The sequence below is a fragment of the Glaciimonas sp. PAMC28666 genome, assembly GCF_016917355.1.
Taxonomy (GTDB): Bacteria; Pseudomonadota; Gammaproteobacteria; order Burkholderiales; family Burkholderiaceae_D; genus Glaciimonas.
The window spans coordinates 286,534-305,909 of record NZ_CP070304.1; the positions used below are offsets into that span (position 1 = coordinate 286,534).

General features: G+C 49.2%; 16 protein-coding genes and 1 tRNA gene. 5 read left to right on the top strand and 12 right to left on the bottom strand.

The genetic code is table 11. The features are described from left to right. Positions 1–12: 12 nt before the first annotated feature. The 3 genes from xsc to JQN73_RS22700 all read right to left on the bottom strand — a co-directional run bounded on the left by xsc (position 13) and on the right by JQN73_RS22700 (position 3,335). Positions 13–1,833 (bottom strand): sulfoacetaldehyde acetyltransferase, encoded by a 1,821-nt coding sequence (gene xsc, locus JQN73_RS01235; protein WP_205321294.1) that lies wholly within the window; start codon positions 1,831–1,833, stop codon positions 13–15. A 939-nt stretch (positions 1,834–2,772) separates the two neighbouring features. Next, entirely contained in the window at positions 2,773–3,099 is a 327-nt protein-coding gene (locus JQN73_RS01240) for a helix-turn-helix domain-containing protein (RefSeq protein ID WP_240162382.1), read from the bottom strand. Beyond that, the gene (locus JQN73_RS22700) at positions 3,087–3,335 is read right to left on the bottom strand and encodes a type II toxin-antitoxin system RelE/ParE family toxin (RefSeq protein WP_370551340.1); all 249 of its coding nucleotides are present in this window, start codon (positions 3,333–3,335) and stop codon (positions 3,087–3,089) included. Before JQN73_RS22700 ends, JQN73_RS01240 begins: the two co-directional genes overlap by 13 nt. A gap of 520 nt (positions 3,336–3,855) precedes the next feature. On the opposite strand from JQN73_RS22700, the gene JQN73_RS01250 reads away from it, so the two are divergent. Then, the gene (locus JQN73_RS01250; protein ID WP_205321296.1) at positions 3,856–5,697 is read left to right on the top strand and encodes a DEAD/DEAH box helicase; all 1,842 of its coding nucleotides are present in this window, start codon (positions 3,856–3,858) and stop codon (positions 5,695–5,697) included. Between the two features lie 74 nt (positions 5,698–5,771). Here the strand turns inward: JQN73_RS01250 and JQN73_RS01255 are convergent, their stop codons facing one another. The 8 genes from JQN73_RS01255 to cysS all read right to left on the bottom strand — a co-directional run bounded on the left by JQN73_RS01255 (position 5,772) and on the right by cysS (position 15,354). Continuing rightward, entirely contained in the window at positions 5,772–6,179 is a 408-nt protein-coding gene (locus JQN73_RS01255) for a type II toxin-antitoxin system HigA family antitoxin (RefSeq protein WP_205321297.1), read from the bottom strand. 1,859 nt (positions 6,180–8,038) lie between these two features. Beyond that, on the bottom strand, positions 8,039–8,518 hold the full coding sequence (locus tag JQN73_RS01260) for a GNAT family N-acetyltransferase (RefSeq protein WP_205321298.1): 480 nt from the start codon (positions 8,516–8,518) through the stop codon (positions 8,039–8,041). A gap of 395 nt (positions 8,519–8,913) precedes the next feature. Next, positions 8,914–9,007: transfer RNA gene (locus JQN73_RS01265), tRNA-Ser, on the bottom strand. Positions 9,008–9,123: 116 nt separating this feature from the next. Then, positions 9,124–10,374, bottom strand: a complete 1,251-nt coding sequence (locus tag JQN73_RS01270) for an aspartate kinase (protein WP_205321299.1) — start codon at positions 10,372–10,374, stop codon at positions 9,124–9,126. 259 nt (positions 10,375–10,633) lie between these two features. Continuing rightward, positions 10,634–12,130 carry a tRNA lysidine(34) synthetase TilS gene (tilS, locus tag JQN73_RS01275; protein ID WP_240162383.1) on the bottom strand — a complete coding sequence of 499 codons (1,497 nt, stop codon included), beginning with the start codon at positions 12,128–12,130 and terminating at the stop codon, positions 10,634–10,636. After that, positions 12,130–13,104 carry an acetyl-CoA carboxylase carboxyltransferase subunit alpha gene (locus JQN73_RS01280; RefSeq protein WP_205323106.1) on the bottom strand — a complete coding sequence of 325 codons (975 nt, stop codon included), beginning with the start codon at positions 13,102–13,104 and terminating at the stop codon, positions 12,130–12,132. The genes tilS and JQN73_RS01280 overlap by 1 nt, the downstream gene beginning before the upstream one ends. 184 nt (positions 13,105–13,288) lie before the next feature. Beyond that, on the bottom strand, positions 13,289–13,939 hold the full coding sequence (locus JQN73_RS01285; RefSeq protein ID WP_205321300.1) for a DNA-3-methyladenine glycosylase: 651 nt from the start codon (positions 13,937–13,939) through the stop codon (positions 13,289–13,291). A gap of 5 nt (positions 13,940–13,944) precedes the next feature. After that, on the bottom strand, positions 13,945–15,354 hold the full coding sequence (gene cysS, locus JQN73_RS01290; RefSeq protein ID WP_205321301.1) for a cysteine--tRNA ligase: 1,410 nt from the start codon (positions 15,352–15,354) through the stop codon (positions 13,945–13,947). A gap of 336 nt (positions 15,355–15,690) precedes the next feature. On the opposite strand from cysS, the gene JQN73_RS01295 reads away from it, so the two are divergent. The 4 genes from JQN73_RS01295 to JQN73_RS01310 all read left to right on the top strand — a co-directional run bounded on the left by JQN73_RS01295 (position 15,691) and on the right by JQN73_RS01310 (position 18,962). Next, complete coding sequence (locus JQN73_RS01295) at positions 15,691–16,305, top strand: peptidylprolyl isomerase (protein ID WP_205321302.1); 615 nt, start codon at positions 15,691–15,693, stop codon at positions 16,303–16,305. A gap of 177 nt (positions 16,306–16,482) precedes the next feature. Next, the gene (locus tag JQN73_RS01300) at positions 16,483–16,974 is read left to right on the top strand and encodes a peptidylprolyl isomerase (protein ID WP_205321303.1); all 492 of its coding nucleotides are present in this window, start codon (positions 16,483–16,485) and stop codon (positions 16,972–16,974) included. Between the two features lie 192 nt (positions 16,975–17,166). Further along, positions 17,167–17,961 (top strand): UDP-2,3-diacylglucosamine diphosphatase, encoded by a 795-nt coding sequence (locus JQN73_RS01305; RefSeq protein WP_205321304.1) that lies wholly within the window; start codon positions 17,167–17,169, stop codon positions 17,959–17,961. 416 nt (positions 17,962–18,377) lie between these two features. Then, the gene (locus JQN73_RS01310) at positions 18,378–18,962 is read left to right on the top strand and encodes a YSC84-related protein (RefSeq protein WP_205321305.1); all 585 of its coding nucleotides are present in this window, start codon (positions 18,378–18,380) and stop codon (positions 18,960–18,962) included. A 205-nt stretch (positions 18,963–19,167) separates the two neighbouring features. Here the strand turns inward: JQN73_RS01310 and JQN73_RS01315 are convergent, their stop codons facing one another. Further along, positions 19,168–19,371 carry a cold-shock protein gene (locus tag JQN73_RS01315; RefSeq protein ID WP_168052175.1) on the bottom strand — a complete coding sequence of 68 codons (204 nt, stop codon included), beginning with the start codon at positions 19,369–19,371 and terminating at the stop codon, positions 19,168–19,170. Positions 19,372–19,376: the final 5 nt, after the last annotated feature.

Sequence of the window (19,376 nt, forward strand, 5' to 3'; positions counted from 1 at the left end):
TAACTAAGTCGATCAGACGTAATCTTTATATTTATCCAGCAACCGCACTGGTTTGCTCAACGCGTCACGGCGGAAAGGATCGCCCAGTTCACGGGTACACATGATTTCGATGATGGTGGTTTTGCCTTCATCCATTTGCATGGCGATCGCTTTTTTAAGCGCCGGTCCAACGTCTTCCAGATTGTCGACAACAATGCCTTCAGCGCCCATCGCTATCGCAATCGCTGCAAAGCTTTGGTTATCCAGTTCTCCCGCAACAAAGCGACGGTTGTAGAAATCGACCTGATTTTTCTTCTCTGCACCCCATTGACGGTTATGGAACACCACCGCCGTGACCGGAATATTGTGACGTACGCAAGTCATGGTCTCCATCAGACTCATACCCCACGCGCCATCACCAGCGTACGACACTGCAGGACGGTGCGGCGCAGCGACCTTGGCACCGATGATGGTCGGAAAGGCGTAACCACAATTTCCAAAACTCATCGCGGCAAAGAAACTGCGTGGCTTTTCGAAACGCAAATAGCTGTTAGCCACTGAGTTGATGTTGCCGATATCGGTCGATACCATGACGTCTTCCGGCATCGCCTTCTCCAGTTCACGCAACACCTGGCGTGGATGCAGATAGGTGCCGCCGAACGGGGTTTTTTCTTTCTTCTGTTCTGCGATCATGTCCAGACTGAAAGCGTCTCTTTCATGCGTCCAGTCACTCAGCTCGGCTTCCCAGGCATCCTTCTCGGACTTAATGGTAGCGGCGCGCTCGGCGACCGTGGCGTCACATGCCAGTTTTTTTCCTGCCAGACGTTGCGTCAATGCGATCGCGGCAGCTTTGGCGTCACCACAGATACCGACTGAGATTTTTTTGACCAGTCCCAGCATTTTGTGGTCCGCATCGATCTGAATGATTTTGGCAGTTTTTGGCCAGTAATCCATACCATGCTGTGGCAACGTGCCAAAAGGCCCCAAGCGCGAACCGAGTGCAATCACAACATCCGCCTGCGCCATCAGTTTCATGGCAGCCTTCGATCCCTGATAACCGAGCGGACCGGTCCACAGCGGATGGCTGGCTGGGAACGAATCGTTATGCAGATAACTGTTAACCACCGGTGCGCCCAGACGTTCGGCCAGCGCCTTGCACTCCTCTATCGCATCGGCCATGACTACGCCACCACCCGAAATGATGATCGGGAATTTCGCGTTTGCCAGCAACTCGACCGCTTCATCAAGGCTCTTCTCGCCGCCTGGACCGCGATCCAGACGACTCGGCAACGGAATCTCGGCCTGAATTTCGCCGTAAAAATAGTCACGTGGAATATTCAGTTGGGTCGGTCCCATCTCCGACATGGCGCGATCAAAGCAGCGACCGGTGAACTCGGCCATACGGGCCGGATTGGTCACATGACCCTGATATTTAGTAAATTCTTCGAACATCGGCAACTGGTTGGCTTCCTGAAAACCGCCCAGACCCATCCCCATGGTGCCAGTCTCCGGGGTAATAATCACTACCGGGCTATGCGCCCAAAACGCGGCGGCAATGGCAGTCACGCAGTTACTGATGCCGGGACCGTTTTGACCAATCACCACACCATGGCGACCCGAGACGCGGGCATAACCGTCGGCCATATGACCACCGCCCTGCTCATGCACCACGGGAATGAGGCGAATACCGGCTGGCGCGAAGATATCCATCGCATCCATGAAAGCAGAACCCATGATGCCGAACATGTCCGTCACACCATTTGCCACCAGAGTTTCCACCATCGCTTCGGACGGCGTCATCTTTTGCAATCCAACGGTCACCTTGCGGTTGGCCAGAGATACTTGATCGGTCATAATAATTGCTCTCCTGTGATTTATATAAATTGGTACTATAAGTTCCAATATCTAAGATTTAATGAACTTTAAGACCACGCAAAAAGAATGTCAACTCATTTATCTAATTATTGATACTTTTTGTACTGTAAATTAGATTTTTCTTAAAAATGCGCGGATTTACGAAGAGCAAGGCAGGCTAAGAATGCAAAAAACGCCACAGGCCTTCAAGGGCGTGTGGCGTTCAAGTTTTCGACTATGGGGTCTTTGTGCAGAACCAACTGCTAAAGCTTTTTTATACGTATAGCTGTACCGGCTAGCCAATTCTCTTATCGAGGAAAGAAACGATATGGCGGACGGGCCAATATACGCCTGTCAATCGAGTCCATCACTATGGCTCTCCGCAATCTCCGCCAGCATCTGCGATGACATCAACGCGAGGCGCAACAAGCGCTTCGTAGCATTCACATCCAACGTCGGCTTGGTACGGGCTCTCTGTCTGAATTGCTTACCTGCGCCAAGTAAATACAAGTTCTAACACCCTGACAAATATCCATGGTCATGGCATAAAATTGCGCATGCCTGTTGTGTTGATGGTGAGAAGGCAACCATGAAAACGGCTCATTACATGCTTCTGTTGCTGCGTTGGTGGCGCTGATGTTGGTTTAATCATGACTTCACCTCCACATTGATTGGGCTAAAAAGGCACGTGAAGAGTTGGAGGTTAGAGAGACAAGACGTGATGGCGCTTGGCATACTTTTTTATTCCTTTGGATAGCACTTAAACCGCGCCCCGTTATCAAGCGGAGTGGGCGGCTCGTGGCAAGGTTGATAAACCGGTATCCAAAGCCGCCGGCAGGCCGAAGCCTCCTCGCCATCACCGCCCCAAGAAGGCGCACAACAAAGCTAATACCCAGGCTTACTGATAATTTTTGCGAAGCCGACAACAACAAGTGGTTTTCACTTAACCATCTTCAACGCTTTTTTCAGCTCGCGTAAATTAGCGAGCGGGTAAAGATGTGACGTACCGACGATAGACGAAGCGGTGATTTTCCCCTGCTTGCAGTAGCGTCGAAAGGTAGCGATTGACACCTCCAGATAATCTGACGCTTCGTCTGCCGTAAATTCACTTCCTTTCAAATGCCCGAACACTTCCTCCTGACTAAAATTGTTGTTCTCAGAGAATGCCTTCCTGGCAATCAGCGAGAAAAATTTTTCCTGTTCACCTGTAGGCATATGCTGCAAAGTAGTGAAAAGGGTTTCAGCTGTAAAATTCATTTGTACCATCCGTTCGTTCTTAAATGGACCTTCAAATCGTCATAAAAATTTTCGTGCGTTCCTAATTTGTAAAGATCCATTAGCAAAAACTCAGGCGACCGCCATTGTTCAGGCGCGTCTTCCGCTGAACATATGACCAGTGTTTGTTCTTCGGGAACGCGGTAAGCCAGCAGATATTCTTGTCTACTATATTTAAATTTATAAATATAAATACCGACCAGGTCGCCAGTTTTAGCTTCTCCAATAGTAGGATCGCCACATAACTACGCTACCTCATCTTCCACAATTGCCTGAAAAGCCTATGTTGTTTCTCTCCAAAGGTGCGAAAAGGACTCTTATAATTTGGTGAATAAACCATCAAAGAATCTCTTCGATATCAATTATGATATACATCACTATCATTCTCAAGTTAAAGTTACGTGTTCTTCTTGCGCTGTAGATCAGCCTCTAGAGAGCGTTTTGTTGATTGCGGCCTTTTGGTCGCCTTAAATTCCGCGCATTACAACACGCATGTCCACCTAGACGATGAAAAATGGGGTGCTGCACCCAGAAGTTAGGTTTTTTGCCTATATTTACTGCTTTTGAATACAAACAAAAAAACTGCCAGACCTAGTCTGCAATGTGGCTTGCAGCGCAATAGCTGTTTTTTTGCTGATGTTTAGTAGGCGAAGACTCAAACTTCTAAACTATTATTTCCATAAAGAAAAATTCTTACTAGAAATATTGTACAAAGTGTAAGATGCGCTGACACAGCCTGGAGAAACCGTGGCAACGCTTATACCTGCACTCACTTCTTGTCTTTCCCGTATGACCTCCGGAGAAAAGCGGTTTGCATACCGTCTTGAACAAAAACTGGAAAACGACTACCTATGTTGGTACGACGTCTCCATAGGTGAGCGCACTCTGCATCCGGACTTCGTCGTATTTCATCCCTCCCGGGGTCTCCTGGTTCTTGAAGTAAAGGACTGGAAGCTCGATACGATCCATAGCATGGACAAGCAACACGCGAAGATTTTGACGGATCGCGGGATCAAACACGTGCTGAGTCCGCTCGAGCAAGCCCGCCAGTACATGTTCGCAGTGACGAACAAACTTGAGCGCGACCCGCAGCTCACATGGCCGAGTGGTTCATTAAAAGGAAAGCCGTTTTTTCCGTACGGCCACGGCGTGGTCCTGACCAATATCACCCGCAAACAGTTTGACGGCGCAAATATGGGCGAGGTATTGCCCTCTCACCTCGTCATCTGCCAGGATGAAATGATGGAAAGCGCTGAGGCAGAAGCATTTCAGCAACGCCTCTGGCAGATGTTTCCGATAAAATTCAAGATGCAACTCTCGCTGCCGCAAATAGACCGCATTCGCTGGCACATGTTTCCGGAAATTCGCATCGCGGTGCAGCCAGACATGTTTGCGGAGCCTGGACAACAACCGATTGAAATTCCGGACGTATTGCGTGTGATGGACCTGCAACAGGAACAGCTTGCGCGCAGCATGGGCGACGGTCACCGCGTTATTCACGGTGTGGCTGGCTCAGGGAAGACGCTGATCCTCGGATACCGGGCGGAACATCTCGCGAAAGTATGTCAACGCCCTATTCTGGTCCTCTGTTATAACAAAACGCTGGCAACCAAGCTGGCGAGTGTGATGGAGGCAAAGGGGTTGCAGGATAAAGTTAATGTCGTGAATTTTCATGCATGGTGCAGCCGCCAGCTGGAAACCTATCATGTTGGCAAGCCGCCCAACAGTTTTGATCGGAACGCGTTCTTTGAAGCATGCGTGGGGCGAGTCATACGGTCAGTCGACCAAAAGCTCATTCCGTCTGCTCAATATGATGCAGTGTTGATTGACGAAGGCCATGACTTTAAACCGGAATGGTTCAAGCTCGTGGTGCAGATGATTCATCCTGATACCAATTCCCTGCTCGTCCTATACGATGACGCACAATCAATCTATAACGGCCCCAAAAAATTGCGTTTTTCCTTTTCCAGCGTTGGGGTGCAGGCACAGGGCCGCACAACGATTCTTAAGCTGAATTATCGCAATACTGCGGAAATTCTATCGGTGGCCCGCGCTTTTGCAGATGATTTGCTCTCTGCCAGCGATACAGAAGAAGATCAAGCGCCGACCGTGCAGCCAATGAGCGCAGGCCGTCGCGGACCAAAGCCACTTCTGATCAAACTGCCCTCCTTGAGGGATGAAGCGGAATATATCGCCAAAAAACTGACCGAAGCAAATAGAACAGGCATGCCATGGAACGACATGGCGGTTCTGTATCGGTATCGATGGATCGGACAGCAGCTTGCCGATGCCCTGGCACAAAAAAACATTCCATGTCAGTGGCAGCAGGATAAAAAACATTCCTATTCTCCACTGCACGACAGCGTGAAGCTGATCACGATGCATAGTAGTAAGGGGCTCGAATTTCCGTTGGTGTACATCCCCGCCATCGGCGCTCCGTCAAAAGAAGAGGTAAATGTACAAGACGAGGCCCGGTTACTTTACGTGGCAATGACCAGAGCAACACAAGAGCTTGTCATGACCCATGGTGAAACGTCATTGCTGTCCGAGAAGATGCAGAAAGCTATGGGTGTACTGCAAGCGTTGTAGCTGGTGTACACACAGACCTCTCGCTGGAGGGTAGACCGACATGTTTCCTGCATATTGTCCTTAAGCTCACGCAATTACGTGCTCTTTTTTGCAGGTTTTATCAGACTTTCGGCTGGAATACCAAGCCCTTCATGTAAGCGCCATATCATGGCTAAAGTAAGTGGTCGGGCATGGCTTAATATCTCATAGACACGATTAAGCCGACCGATTATGGGAATCAGATCGCGTGGCTTAAGACCTTGTTGCTCCATACAAAATTTAATGGCATCAATAGGACCGGGTAAATCCATCGGAAAATGTTTGGCCTTATATTCGCGTGTTGCGGTGGAAAAAACGTGGGACAGAAGATTAAGATCCCGATTGACGGTGGAACCGACAACTATTTTCAATCTTTGATCGCGCCACTTTCCCAAAAAATCGGAAGTGAGATCGCTTAGTTTTACGTCTCCAGAGCTTACCCTACCGACCACGATATCGGCCATCGCGCTCACCCGCAATGCTTCCCATCGATATCCGCGCTTAGTTCTGGACCCTTCTCTTTCGTACCGCCCAAACGCATCTCGACAGCTTTTATCAGAAATTATTCCCGATAACTTTTGCGATCGTAGTTCTGTCTCGCGAATTGCCGACTGGGCGACCGCTAGCGCTTTGGTGGTAAAAGTTTGGGATTCTCGGTTCCCCGCAATAGATATCTGTACCCGCCAGCAGCCAGTGCACTTACTAATAGATGCCATCGATCCCCCTCAAATTGGCGCGCATTACCCCACGCGTGGGGAGTTAGTGGGGGAAATATGGGGAGTTGGCTCCTACAAGTTAGGTGTTTTTCCTAGTATTCGCCGAATTCAGATACAAAGCAAAAACGCCGCAGACCTAAGCTGGGCTTAGGTTTGCGGCGTTATATGCTGATCTGCTGCTAGTGTCTTGGTGCCCGAGACCGGAATTGAACCGGTACGACGATTAAGTCGAGGGATTTTCTTACCACTTCGGCTTTGGCCGCCAGCGCATGCGCTGTTCGTGGTCTGGAGCACGCCTTCACCATGGTCTTGCGACTTTAGGTGCTCGCCGTCTGCTCTCTACACCTTCCCTCAAACTTTCGTCGGAGGGCTTGGCTCGGTATTAGCTCGGACTTACGTCCAGGGCCTTCGCCGAGTTTGACGAGTTTCACCTCAAGAATTTCTTCAAGAGGGCTCAAATTAGTTTAAGTCCCTTGTGTCTACCAATTTCACCACTCGGGCAGTGTAAGGACCCGCTTTCTGAGTCCTTGCAATGCTTTGCATTTTTACGTTTTAGCTTAACGTGTGAGCGTGATGAATGCTCTTTTTCCTCTGCGCTTACGTCACTGCTTAGACAACTGCATTTGGTGCGGCTGCTTTACCAGTTTAGGGAAAACGCGAAGTCCGCATTCTACCTAACGTTACTGCGAAGAGTCAAACTTTCCGGAGTAGTCAGACTTTTCGTCCACCAAACAGATAACAGTTTTCAAATTTTTTCGAAATCTGCTACTTGCTATCGGAAAATAAAGTTGATGCAACTCCGTTCAAGAGGCCGAATTCTATCAGGTTCTGAAGACTACAACCACCAAGTTATGACTGAATGCGTATGAACTAAGGATTTAACTCAACACTAATAGGAAATTTTCAAAAATTGTTGATCTCTTCAGCTATTTTTTCTGGCCCATCTCCGTTTAGGAAGAAGTTGAATACCTGCGATACCTAACTAAAGATGAAAATGAGATTGCAGACACGCTTAACTTTTTTCCCCTTTCTCAAAAATGTCGTCGCTAGGGCGCATTCGCTTATTTATAGGCAAAAAAAAAACCCACCAATAAATTAGTGGGTTAAATCCAAACCCATGAGGTGTTGGAGGAGACAGATGCACTATATCGCAGCGCAGCAAAAGGCGTCTGCTTTATTGTGGTGATATCTCATATTCAGATTGCTTATAACAAACTATTTGGATCGTCTGCAATCTTGATTCTCGTAGGAAATCTTTAAACTTCTGGGAGCGAGCTTGTGAGGCGCGCCCAAAAGGCTACTTTGCTAGCGTTACCCCAGTTCGGGGCGCCTGATATTCTGCGCATTCACAATGTTATCAACAGTAATTGTGAGCAACCCTGTTAATAACTACGCGATAAGCGCGTTAACCTATTGATTAGCATACACTTTTCAAAAACGCACGTAATCAGGCAAAAAGGTGAATTTGATGTTGAATGATGCTGGTTCCATTTATACAATACCTTCGCCGTCTAAAAAAGCACCATTTTCAGCAAATGCTATCGACTAGATAAGTAAATGCCCTTTGTGCGCTGCACCTTAAAGATACGAAAGCCGGTTTGCTCGGGCTACTCTGCCTCTGACGGACGTTGATAGGAAATATCCCATTCGTCTCGCTCAGTTTCAACGAAGCCGTGGTGACGATAAAAGCTGTTTGAACGACTTTCCTTCAACGCCTTCAACGTTATTGGCAAACCCAACGTTTTCGCCTGCGCAATGATGCTTCGCATGACTATCGCGCCGATGCCGCGACCTTGATAGTCAGGATGAATATACAAATGCTCGAGTAACAAGGTCTGATCGGAGGGCTTCACCACAAAGAAACCTGCATGCACGCCGTCCGCGAGGATGTGACGGGCGCATTCGACCTTGAAGCCGTTTTTTAAGCGCTCCCGCGCTCTGACTGGGTCGAAGCGTCCGACGCTCTCCAGGCTCTCTCTCATGGCCGCAATCCGCAATGCCACCAAACTTTCGAAATCTTGCTTCGTAACAATGGCAAAAACGATGTGCAGGTTATCTTCGGACTCACTGCTATAGATAGTATTCATACTTTAACTGGAGATCCCCGACGGGGAATAACGACGATTAAAATCAAATGTACTGCTCGACATCATGGTGCGCGCTATCCAGTTGGGCATAAAAAAACCAACGATAGCGTTGGCTTTAGGGCTTATTGACAATAACGCCATGCCCTCTATTCACCTAGATTATGCGGCCCACGATTTAGCGCGCAAGAATAGCATGAACATCAAAATTTTAAAACATCAGCAACCCGCTCCGCGAATGACAATTTTTTGATACGGTGCAGCACAGACAAGTTTCGGTGAATCCATTGGCGATGTCTGCACCTAAGCTGTTCATCTGAGGGATTAAAGATCGTTAGTCGACAACTTATTCCAGATATGAAAAAGCCCCTGACTAATCAGGGGCTCATCACAATTCTTGGAGGAGGCGGTGGGAGTCGAACCCACGATACAGGTTTAAGCCCATATGCTTCCTTAGCAGGGAAGTGCCTTCGACCACTCGGCCACGCCTCCAAACTCGCTACTACATTATAATATCGCTGCAGCAAGGCTACGCATGATAGCTTCTCGTATGGTGTTGGTCAATAAAAAGTCTGTCTTTTTTGTCATAAAAGGCAAATTTATTTCAATTAGACTTTTTCCAGCTCAAATGCTTTATGTAAAGCACGGACAGCCAGTTCCATGTACTTTTCATTGATCAATACGGAAATCTTGATTTCTGAGGTGGAGATCATTTGGATATTGATGCCCTCTTCCGATAAGGTGCGGAACATCTGGGATGCAATACCGACGTGGCTGCGCATACCGACGCCGACTACTGATACTTTCGATACTTTGTTGTCGCCGATAATGTTGCCGGAGCCGACGTGCGCTTTGACTTTGTCTTCGAGCACACCCATGGTTTTGTCGTAATCGCCGCGTGACACCGTAAAGGTGAAGTCGGTCTTGCCATCCATCGATTGATTCTGGATGATCATGTCAACTTCTATGTTCGCTTCAGCGACCGCACCTAATATCTGATAAGCAATACCCGGACGATCAGGCACGCCGATCACGGTAATTTTTGCTTCATCGCGACTAAAGGCAATACCGGTAATGGTAGCTTGTTCCATCTTTGTATCTTCCTCAAACGAAATCAGTGTGCCGGAAACCATTTCTTGTTCCAGCGGCATGAGAGGGTCCGTCAGCGAGGACAGCACCCGTGTTGGCATCTTGTAATTTCCGGCAAATTCGACCGAGCGGATTTGTAAGATTTTTGACCCGAGCGATGCCATTTCGAGCATTTCTTCAAAGGTCACCGTGTTGAGACGACGTGCCTCCGACACCACGCGCGGGTCAGTCGTGTAGACGCCATCTACGTCGGTGTAGATCAGACATTCGGCGGCACCGAGAGCGGCTGCGACAGCGACAGCTGAGGTGTCTGAACCACCACGACCTAAAGTGGTGATGTTGCCGTGATCGTCAACGCCCTGAAAGCCGGTAATAATCACTACTTTACCTTCATCCAGATCGCGCCGCACTTTGGCATCGTCGATCGAGCGTATGCGCGCTTTGGTGTGGGCCGAGTCGGTTTTGATGACGACTTGCCATCCGGCGTAGGATACGGCTGGCTGACCGATTGCTTGCAATGCCATTGCCAACAGCGCGACCGAGGTTTGCTCTCCGGTCGAGGCCAGCATGTCAAGTTCGCGCGGGTCGGGATTGGCGTTAATTTCCTTTGCCAAACCCAGCAGGCGATTAGTTTCACCAGACATAGCCGAAGGAACGACGACAACTTGGTGACCCGCGTTATGCCATTTGGCAACGCGCTTAGCGACATTCTTGATACGCTCTGGTGAGCCCATCGACGTGCCGCCGTATTTGTGAACGATTAAAGCCATAAGGTTGAGAAGGTGGGCTTGTAAATAAAAGGCTTAAAGATAAACACTTGATGCTAAAAATTAGCCGCTAACTTTACATCTTAAGGGGCAATGTGACAAGTATGCGAGATGAAATTAGCGACTTTGGCGCGTTTTATCGTTCTATATGCGCAACCGCACAACAAAGCACGGGGCGATTTGCCATACGATCGGATCTAAGTCGCGCCGGGATGATAGGTAAGGCACAACGTGGACCAGTCACGCCCTCCCCGATTAATCATTAATCTGCCTGGGAAAGATTCATACGGGGAAATATCTTGCGCACTGCCAGATTATCCAGTTCCCACCGCAAATTAATCTTGGCGTTGGCGTCGGCTGCGAGTATATGGCAGTCAAACCCGACACCAGCAGCAAACATCAGCTTCCCTGACGCGAGCACCATCGGCAAACATTCCCGTTGCCAGGCTGGAATATCGGCGGCCTGATAGAGATACTTCAGGGGTTTAGTGGGCCGATTAAAGGCCAGCTTGAGCCGCTCTCCTCCGCTGCGATATTGTAATTGCAGCGGTTGCTGACGCAACCATTCGGCGTCAACCCCATGCTCTGGCGATGTTTCAAAATGCAAAATTCCGCCGTAGATGGGGAAAGCCATCGCCGCTTCGCCATTCCAGCGGAAGGCGATGGGATCAATCTCTTCACGATCCAGATCATCGCGCGGTGTCAAATAGATCCGATTGCGATGACGCCGGATATGGCATTCGGGATGGGTCACACAGAGTTGCGCATCTGCCTTTGCCGAGAGCAATTGATCTCGCATTTCGCTTAACCATGCACTGGAAGGCATACGCAAATCGTGTAACCCAAACCAATAACGCAATAGGTTATCAATGCGTGCCGGGCTTAATTGCCGCACTTTTTCCAGATCAAGACAATTGTCGCCGGCGCAAACGCTCATATCCTGAGCGGCCAGTTCGACTAACAGCTTTTGGCTGGACTGCATATGTCCGGCGGTGCGCGTCAAACGTTCTTGAAAACCTACAAAAAATTGACTGAGGACGGGCATTAATTGGTGCCGCAACGCATTCCTTGCATAGCGGGAGTCGTGATTCGATTCGTCTTCAACATAAATAATGCTGTGGCTGACCGCATACGCCTCAAGCTGTGCCCGCGATACCGCGAGCAACGGTCGCGCCATTAACAATGTTGCATCACCCAACAAAGTGGGCGCAGCGTTAACCGTATCCATACCGGACAATCCCGCAACACCCGACCCGCGCAACAGTTGTAGCAAGACGGTTTCTGCCTGATCATCGATGTGATGGGCGGCTAATAACAGCGGTACCTGATGCTGGCGGCACATGTCGCCTAAAGCAGCATAGCGACTATTACGGGCAGCCTCTTCAACCCCGGTTTTGTCGGCATTGCGCAAAGCTATCCGACGCGCATCAAAGCCGACGCCCAGGCGTTCACACTCAGAGGCGCAGTGCGCCAGCCATTGGTCTGCGTTGGAACTAATCCCGTGATGAACGTGGAATGCGAACAATTTGATCTGATGTTCGGCCGCGTATTGGGTAGCCAATGCCAGCAGTACGGAGGAATCGAGTCCACCGCTGTAAGCGATAGCTATTGCTGAAGGTAGTGAAACCGGTGCGGTAACGACAGAGGGCGACGCACTTGAGGTGGTATCGCTGGAAGCATCAGAAAAAACGCGCTGAAGAATGTTTTTCAGCGCGCTCTCAAACTGTTCGGTCAGACTGACCGTGTGCGGATTTGCCACTATTCTGTCGCCGAAATTTCCTTGAATTTGCCGTAGCTCATCAATTTCTCATGGCGAGCTGCCAACAAATCCTTGGTTTTGACACCTTGGAACTGACGCAATGTATCTGCCAATGCACGTTTTAACAAACCGGCCATCTGCTTCGGATCACGATGCGCACCACCCAGCGGCTCATTGACGATCTTGTCAATCAAACCCATAGCCTTGAGGCGATGTGCGGTGAGGCCCAATGCGTCGGCAGCGTCGGCTGCCCGTTCGGCACTCTTCCACAGAATCGACGCGCAACCTTCTGGCGAAATCACGGCATAAGTTGAATACTGCAGCATCAGGACCGCATCACCGACGGCGATCGCTAACGCACCGCCGGAGCCGCCTTCGCCAATAATGGTGGCGATTAAGGGCACTTTCAGCTCAGCCATGCAGTAAAGATTGTGGCCGATGGCTTCGGATTGACCGCGCTCTTCTGCATCGATACCGGGGAACGCACCGGGCGTATCAACAAAGGTGAAGATCGGCAGGCCAAATTTTTCAGCGACTTTCATCAGGCGCAGTGCTTTGCGATAGCCTTCTGGCTTCGGCATACCAAAGTTGCGCAAAGCGCGTTCTTTGGTGTCGCGCCCTTTTTGATGACCGATCACCATGCAGGCCTGACCGTTAAAGCGGGCCAGACCACCAACGATAGACTGGTCATCAGCGTACGTGCGGTCGCCGTGCAACTCGTGGAAATCAGTGAACATTTCGTTCACATAATCCATCGTATACGGACGTTGTGGATGGCGTGCTATCTGCGACACCTGCCATGGCGTGAGCTTGGCGTATATGTCTTTCGTCAGTTGCTGGCTTTTTTTGGATAAGCGGTCGATTTCTTCTGAAATGTCGACAGCCGAATCATCTTGTACAAAGCGTAGCTCTTCTATTTTGCCGTCCAACTCCGCAATCGACTGTTCAAAGCCAAGAAATGTCGTCTTACTCATCATGTTCCTTTGTTTTTGCCCAACACCACGAAAACATGGTGCTGCGCCAAATCTGTCATTACTCTGACGATACTTAGAACGCTACCAAGTCTCGACAAGACAATAGGGGCGCTCAAATTTTCATTCATTTTGCACTAACGCGGATTGCCTGCACCGTAAATATTGGGATTTTAATATTATTCTTTTAATACGCAACCGGTATCGGTTCGAGGCTACGCCACAGATACCAGGTGGCAACCGTGCGCCACGGCTCCCAATTAGCCGATACTTCACGAGCATCGCTACGGGATACCGGTTCACCGGAGAAATAATTAACGCTGATGCCTTTAAGCAAACCTACATCATCTAACGGCAAAATATTTGGCCGAAGCAGATTAAATATCAAAAACATCTCTGCTGTCCAGCGGCCAATGCCACGAATCTGGATTAATTCAGCGATAACGTCTTCGTCATCCATGCTGGCCCACTTATCAGCGTGGACCCGTTTTGCCTTGAAATGTTCAGCCAAATCGAGGATATATTCGGCTTTCCGCTTGGATAAACCACATGCAGCCAGCTGTTCGTGGCCCGCCTTCAAGACTTGAGAAGGTGAGCATTTCGGGCAGATTAACAGAAATTTCTGCCAAACCGCTTCTGCTGACTTGATAGAAATTTGTTGACCGATGACCGAGCGTGCTAACGTCGTGAATGGTTCACTGCGACCGGTGAGGTGTAGATCGCCAAATTGGGGAATCAATTTGCGCATGATCCGATCGCGCTTCATGAGTTCGACCTTGGCATCTTCCCAATACGCGGCAACGTGAATTTTGGTATCGGCAGTGATTATGTTTTGCATGCGACCTAAGTCCTCCGCCATTCGGTTAGACCACCAGGCTTATCTTCCAGCAACACGCCATCCGCCAATAACGCAGCACGTATGCTATCGGCAGTTGAAAAATCGCGTGCCTTCTTTGCTGCCAGGCGCGCATCAATTTTTAGCTGAATGTTTTCTTCGGACAAGCTGACTGCGCCATCTGTATTGTGCTCGCCCACGCTACGCCCCTTCAAAAAATCGTCAGGCACGCGCGCTAAAAATCCCAGACTTCCTCCGAGCGCTTTCAATTGGCGCGCCAAACCCGCCGATTTGGTCTTGTTGACCTCATTCGCAAGATCAAACAAGATAGCGATTGCGGACGGTGTATTAAAGTCGTCATTCATGGCATCGACGGTGCGCAACGCATGCGCTTCGTTCGGGTCGAACGGGGCATCATCGGGCGTCACTTCTTTTAGCGCTGTGTACAGACGCGTTAGGGAGTTTTTGGCGTCGTCCAAATTGCTGTCTGCATAATTCAACTGGCTACGATAATGCGCGCGCAGGATAAAGAAACGCACTACCTCGGCATCGTACTTTTTCAGCACTTCGCGGATGGTGAAGAAATTGCCCAGTGATTTGGACATTTTTTCATTGTCTACCCTGATAAAGCCGTTATGCATCCAGTAGTTAACGAACTTATGTCCGGAGGCACCTTCTGATTGGGCTATTTCGTTTTCGTGATGCGGAAACTGCAAATCCTGACCGCCGCCATGGATATCGAACTGTTCGCCGAGCAAATGCTCCGCCATTGCCGAACATTCGATATGCCAGCCGGGGCGTCCACGTCCCCAGGGCGATACCCATTTAACCTCTTCCGGCTCGGTTTCCCTTGAGGCTTTCCAGAGCACGAAGTCTAGCGGATCGCGTTTGCCCGTATTGATGTCTACCCGTTCGCCAGCGCGCAGGTCGTCCAGCGACTTGCCGGATAGTTTTCCGTACCCGACAAAATCCCGAACCGAATAATTGACGTCGCCATCGGTCGCCTTGTAGGCCAGACCTTTGCTTTCGAGTTTGCCGATCAATGACAACATTTGTGGCACGTAATCGGTCGCACGCGGCTCGTGATCAGGTTTTTGTACGCCAAGCGCCTGCGCATCCTCATCCATCGCCGTAATAAATCGGGTGGTCAATTGCGAAATGGTCTCGCCATTTTCGACGGCACGACGGATGATTTTGTCGTCAATATCGGTAATATTGCGCACATAGGTAACGTCCAGCCCGGATTGCCGCAGCCAGCGTTGCACCATGTCGAACACGACCATTACGCGGGCGTGCCCTAGATGACAATAGTCGTACACAGTCATGCCGCACACGTACATGCGCACTTTGCCAGGCACAATTGGGGAAAATGACTGCTTCGCGCGCGCCAGTGTGTTATATATTTTTAGGTTACTCATGGAATCTAGTAGTTCAGGCACAGATTTATTGCACGTTTGCTCCGGTCGTTAGTACATCACCTCCCGGGAAATGTGCCACGTCAGACCAACAAGAACGCCAAAACTCTTTTGCAATGCTTAGTTTGATAAAATGCTGCTTTTCGCCGAAGTATATCAAACAACCAGACTACGAGGCATTGCGGAAAAGCAAAATCGTCACTCTTGCAGTAAACTTGCTCACAATCATGCACGGCGCACATGCTATAAGCGCCATGCGGCGGTCGAGTGCTCCGTTTTTATTCGCTGGTTTTATTTTTCCGATCATTTCTTCGTATTGTTCATCAAAAGGGATTTTTCATGCAAAGCACTAAGCAAAGCAAGGTATTAAGCCCGACATCGACTTTTCGCCGCACTTTTTCTCGCGCACTGGCAACATCGGTTGCCGCAATTTCTCTATCTTTCGCCTTTTCCACTGCGCACGCTGCCGATATGCCTCATGTCCTGCTAAAAACTAACATGGGCGACATCGTCCTTGAGCTGAATGCTGATAAGGCCCCAAAAACGGTGAAGAACTTTCTAAGCTATGTTAACACCGGCCACTACAACGGCACCGTTTTTCATCGCGTAATTGATGGTTTCATGATTCAAGGCGGGGGTTTTGACAAGAAAATGAACGAGAAGCCTGCGCCAAACAAAGTTGAAAACGAAGGTAAGAACGGCCTGAAGAATACCGAATACAGCGTCGCCATGGCACGCACCTCGGACCCACAATCGGCTTCAGCACAATTCTTTATTAACGTTAAAGATAATCAATTTCTGAATTATCCAGGTCAGGATGGTTACGGGTATGCGGTCTTCGGAAAAGTGATCCAGGGTATGGATGTCGTCGACAAGATCAAGAAAGTTAAAACTGGCGCGCAAGACGTGCCAGTGCAGCAAGTCGTCATCGAGTCTGCGACCATTACTAAATAACTGCATAACGGGCCGCTTACTGTCACACGGTGGCAACCTATGACACCATACGGCAACACGCGGCACCATTCTGCCCGGCAACGATTTCGCCAGAATGTGCGGTGTGCAATAAATACGTTTATCAAGTAACGGAATGTTCGTTTTTCATTTTCAATCTATCACTTATAAGGCAAAATCATGACAGTCATTCTGACCACAAACCACGGTAATATCACTATTGAATTAGAGACAGAAAAAGCGCCAAAGTCCGTCGAAAACTTTCTCGCCTATGTCAATTCGGGTCATTACAATGGCACCATTTTCCATCGCGTGATCGATGGCTTTATGGTTCAGGGCGGTGGCTTTGAGCCGGGCATGAAGCAAAAACCGACCAATGCAACAGTCGAAAATGAAGCCAAGAATGGCCTGAAAAATCTGCCATACACATTGGCAATGGCACGCACTTCAGATCCTCATTCTGCCTCGGCACAATTCTTCATCAACATCAAGAACAACAGTTTCCTTGATTACCCAGGCCAGGACGGTTGGGGCTATTGCGTATTTGGAACGGTGACTGAAGGCATGGACGTTGTCGATAAAATCAAGGCGGTTAAAACAAGTCGTACCGGTATGTTCGCAGATGTGCCCGTGGAAGACGTCATCATCGAAAAAGCTGAAGTAGTCAAGTAATCCACGGGACCTGTTGACGGGCTCTGATGAGTCTCAGGCCACTGATGTGAGCAACCCAGCTAGAAATAAACGGCCCGGAAACCGAAAAGATTTTTACGGCTATGCGGAATTTCAGCCCGATTTATTTGTAGCTGCCATCAGCCCAGACAATCGTTGACAGGTCTACTCAAGCATGACAACTATCCAGCCCCTATGCCAAAAATTAGCTTATCCACGCCAGTACAAGCCTCTGCGGTAGCGTTATTCATTTCTGACCTGCATTTACAGGAAGCGCATCCACACACCACGCAAGCGTTCTACAATTTTTTGGACACGCATGCGAGACACGCAAAGCAACTTTATTTGTTGGGAGACTTATTTGAATATTGGGCTGGTGACGACGATCTGATATCACCTTATAACCAACAAGTGGCCGACGCCTTACGTCGCCTCAGCGACGCTGGGATTGATCTTTTCTGGATTGCTGGAAATCGCGACTTCCTGGTAGGCCCAACCTTCGCTCAGGCGGCTGGTCTCACGTTGTTATCGGATCCATTTGTTGCCACCATCGCTGGCCACCGCGTGACGCTGGCGCATGGTGATGCGCAGTGCACCGATGACGTCGGTTATATGGCTTTTAGAGCGCAAGTGCGCGATCCGCATTGGCAACAACAGTTTTTGGCTTTACCTCTGGCGCAACGCAAGACCATCATCGCAGGTGTACGGGATGAAAGTCGCAAAGAACAACAAGCCAAGTCGATGGACATCATGGATGTAAATCCACAGGCCATTGCTACGCTGTTTGCTGAAACCGGCACAGATACGCTGATCCACGGACATACCCATCGCCCGGCGCTGCATGCCTACCCCGCGGCTCCAAAGCCGATGAAACGATACGTGCTATCGGATTGGGACTTTGACGGGGAGCCACAACGCGGTGGATGGCTATCGATTGATACTGTCGGTGAGATTCGACGTTTCGGGCCTGATGGTATCGAGCTGAATTAACGTCGGGATTACCGGCGGAATAAATGTCGAAATTAATGTCGAAATTAATGCCGAAATTAATGGCGAAATTAATGCCGAAATTAAAGTCAGTTGCTGCCGCAAACCTTGCCCGCACCAAAGCCCGGTGAATCTTCAGTTCCATGTGTCGCCGTGACAACATTCCAGCGCTCCAAATTCTCAACTTTCGCCGAATGCTTTGTAAATCAACATATATCAGATAAAATTCATAAACAGATTGTAATTTTGCCAATTAAAGTTAATTTTTTGATAAAATACATCTGTAGCGATAACAGCAATAATTCCGCAACCTTCATCATCCACCACCTGTAACTGAAAAAATCGTATTAAGCGGAAGTCGCACAAAAGTGTGAAGCACGTTTGAAACCTGTTTTTTTGATTAACTTGAGGGAGATATCATGTATAGGCGAGATTTCGTACTGAAAACCGCAGGAGCTTTGGCAGCGACCGGCTTAATCCTTTCCGGCTGCACTACCACCTCGCCGTCAGCCGCTAGCGCAGACCCCGGCAAGCGTCGCCGGGAAATTGATACAAGTATTGATTCCACCCTGGCCCGTCTCACGACAGCCGCACCGCGTGCGAGAGAATTGCTCTCGAAAGCAAATGGCGTTTTGGTGTTTCCGAATGTGATCGCGGCCGGCTTCGGAATTGGTGGTCAGTATGGAGAAGGTGCTTTACGCGCAGGCAATCGAACCGACGGTTATTACAGTACCGCGTCCGCTTCCATCGGGTTGCAAATCGGTGCCCAGTCGAAGGCTCTTATATTCTTGTTCATGACTCAGGACTCGCTGAACAAATTCCGCAATAGTAACGGCTGGGCGGTCGGAGGCGACGCTTCAGTTGCTGTGCTGAAGATCGGTGCGAATGGAGATATTGATACAACCTCCATTACTTCGTCCGTTCTCGCCTTTGTGTTGACCAATACCGGCTTGATGGCGAATCTGACACTAGAGGGCACGAAGGTATCGCGTCTCAGTATTTGATTTTAGCAACCGCGCTGTGAATAGGACTAAGGACCTCAAATCGCCGCCCCGGAAAATCGGGAATACCACTCACTCAAGTGATGGTTAAGGCGATTTCCTCTCCCCCAGATATTAAAAAAGCTCACAATCCATAAAGGATTGTGAGCTTATATAATTTGGCCGCATCTACGCTTTTGTAAGCGCTAAAGTCGACGACATCATCGAATTACGGGTTTTGAATATTCGCAGCTTGCTTGCCTTTAGGGCCTTGCATGATATCGAATTGGACTTTTTGACCTTCTTTTAGAGTCTTAAAGCCACCCATTTGAATTGCGGAGAAGTGCGCGAACAAGTCTTCACTGCCATCATCTGGAGTAATGAAGCCGAAGCCCTTAGAGTCATTGAACCACTTAACGATACCTGTTGTCATAATAC

Coding starts and splice junctions, on each gene's coding strand:
- xsc (WP_205321294.1), bottom strand. CDS start 1,833: ATGACCGATCAAGTATCTCTGGCCAACCGCAAGGTGACCGTTGGATTG.
- JQN73_RS01240 (WP_240162382.1), bottom strand. CDS start 3,099: ATGGTACAAATGAATTTTACAGCTGAAACCCTTTTCACTACTTTGCAG.
- JQN73_RS01255 (WP_205321297.1), bottom strand. CDS start 6,179: ATGGCCGATATCGTGGTCGGTAGGGTAAGCTCTGGAGACGTAAAACTA.
- JQN73_RS01260 (WP_205321298.1), bottom strand. CDS start 8,518: ATGAATACTATCTATAGCAGTGAGTCCGAAGATAACCTGCACATCGTT.
- JQN73_RS01270 (WP_205321299.1), bottom strand. CDS start 10,374: ATGGCTTTAATCGTTCACAAATACGGCGGCACGTCGATGGGCTCACCA.
- JQN73_RS01280 (WP_205323106.1), bottom strand. CDS start 13,104: ATGAGTAAGACGACATTTCTTGGCTTTGAACAGTCGATTGCGGAGTTG.
- JQN73_RS01285 (WP_205321300.1), bottom strand. CDS start 13,939: ATGCAAAACATAATCACTGCCGATACCAAAATTCACGTTGCCGCGTAT.
- cysS (WP_205321301.1), bottom strand. CDS start 15,354: ATGAGTAACCTAAAAATATATAACACACTGGCGCGCGCGAAGCAGTCA.
- JQN73_RS01295 (WP_205321302.1), top strand. CDS start 15,691: ATGCAAAGCACTAAGCAAAGCAAGGTATTAAGCCCGACATCGACTTTT.
- JQN73_RS01300 (WP_205321303.1), top strand. CDS start 16,483: ATGACAGTCATTCTGACCACAAACCACGGTAATATCACTATTGAATTA.
- JQN73_RS01305 (WP_205321304.1), top strand. CDS start 17,167: ATGCCAAAAATTAGCTTATCCACGCCAGTACAAGCCTCTGCGGTAGCG.
- JQN73_RS01310 (WP_205321305.1), top strand. CDS start 18,378: ATGTATAGGCGAGATTTCGTACTGAAAACCGCAGGAGCTTTGGCAGCG.
- JQN73_RS01315 (WP_168052175.1), bottom strand. CDS start 19,371: ATGACAACAGGTATCGTTAAGTGGTTCAATGACTCTAAGGGCTTCGGC.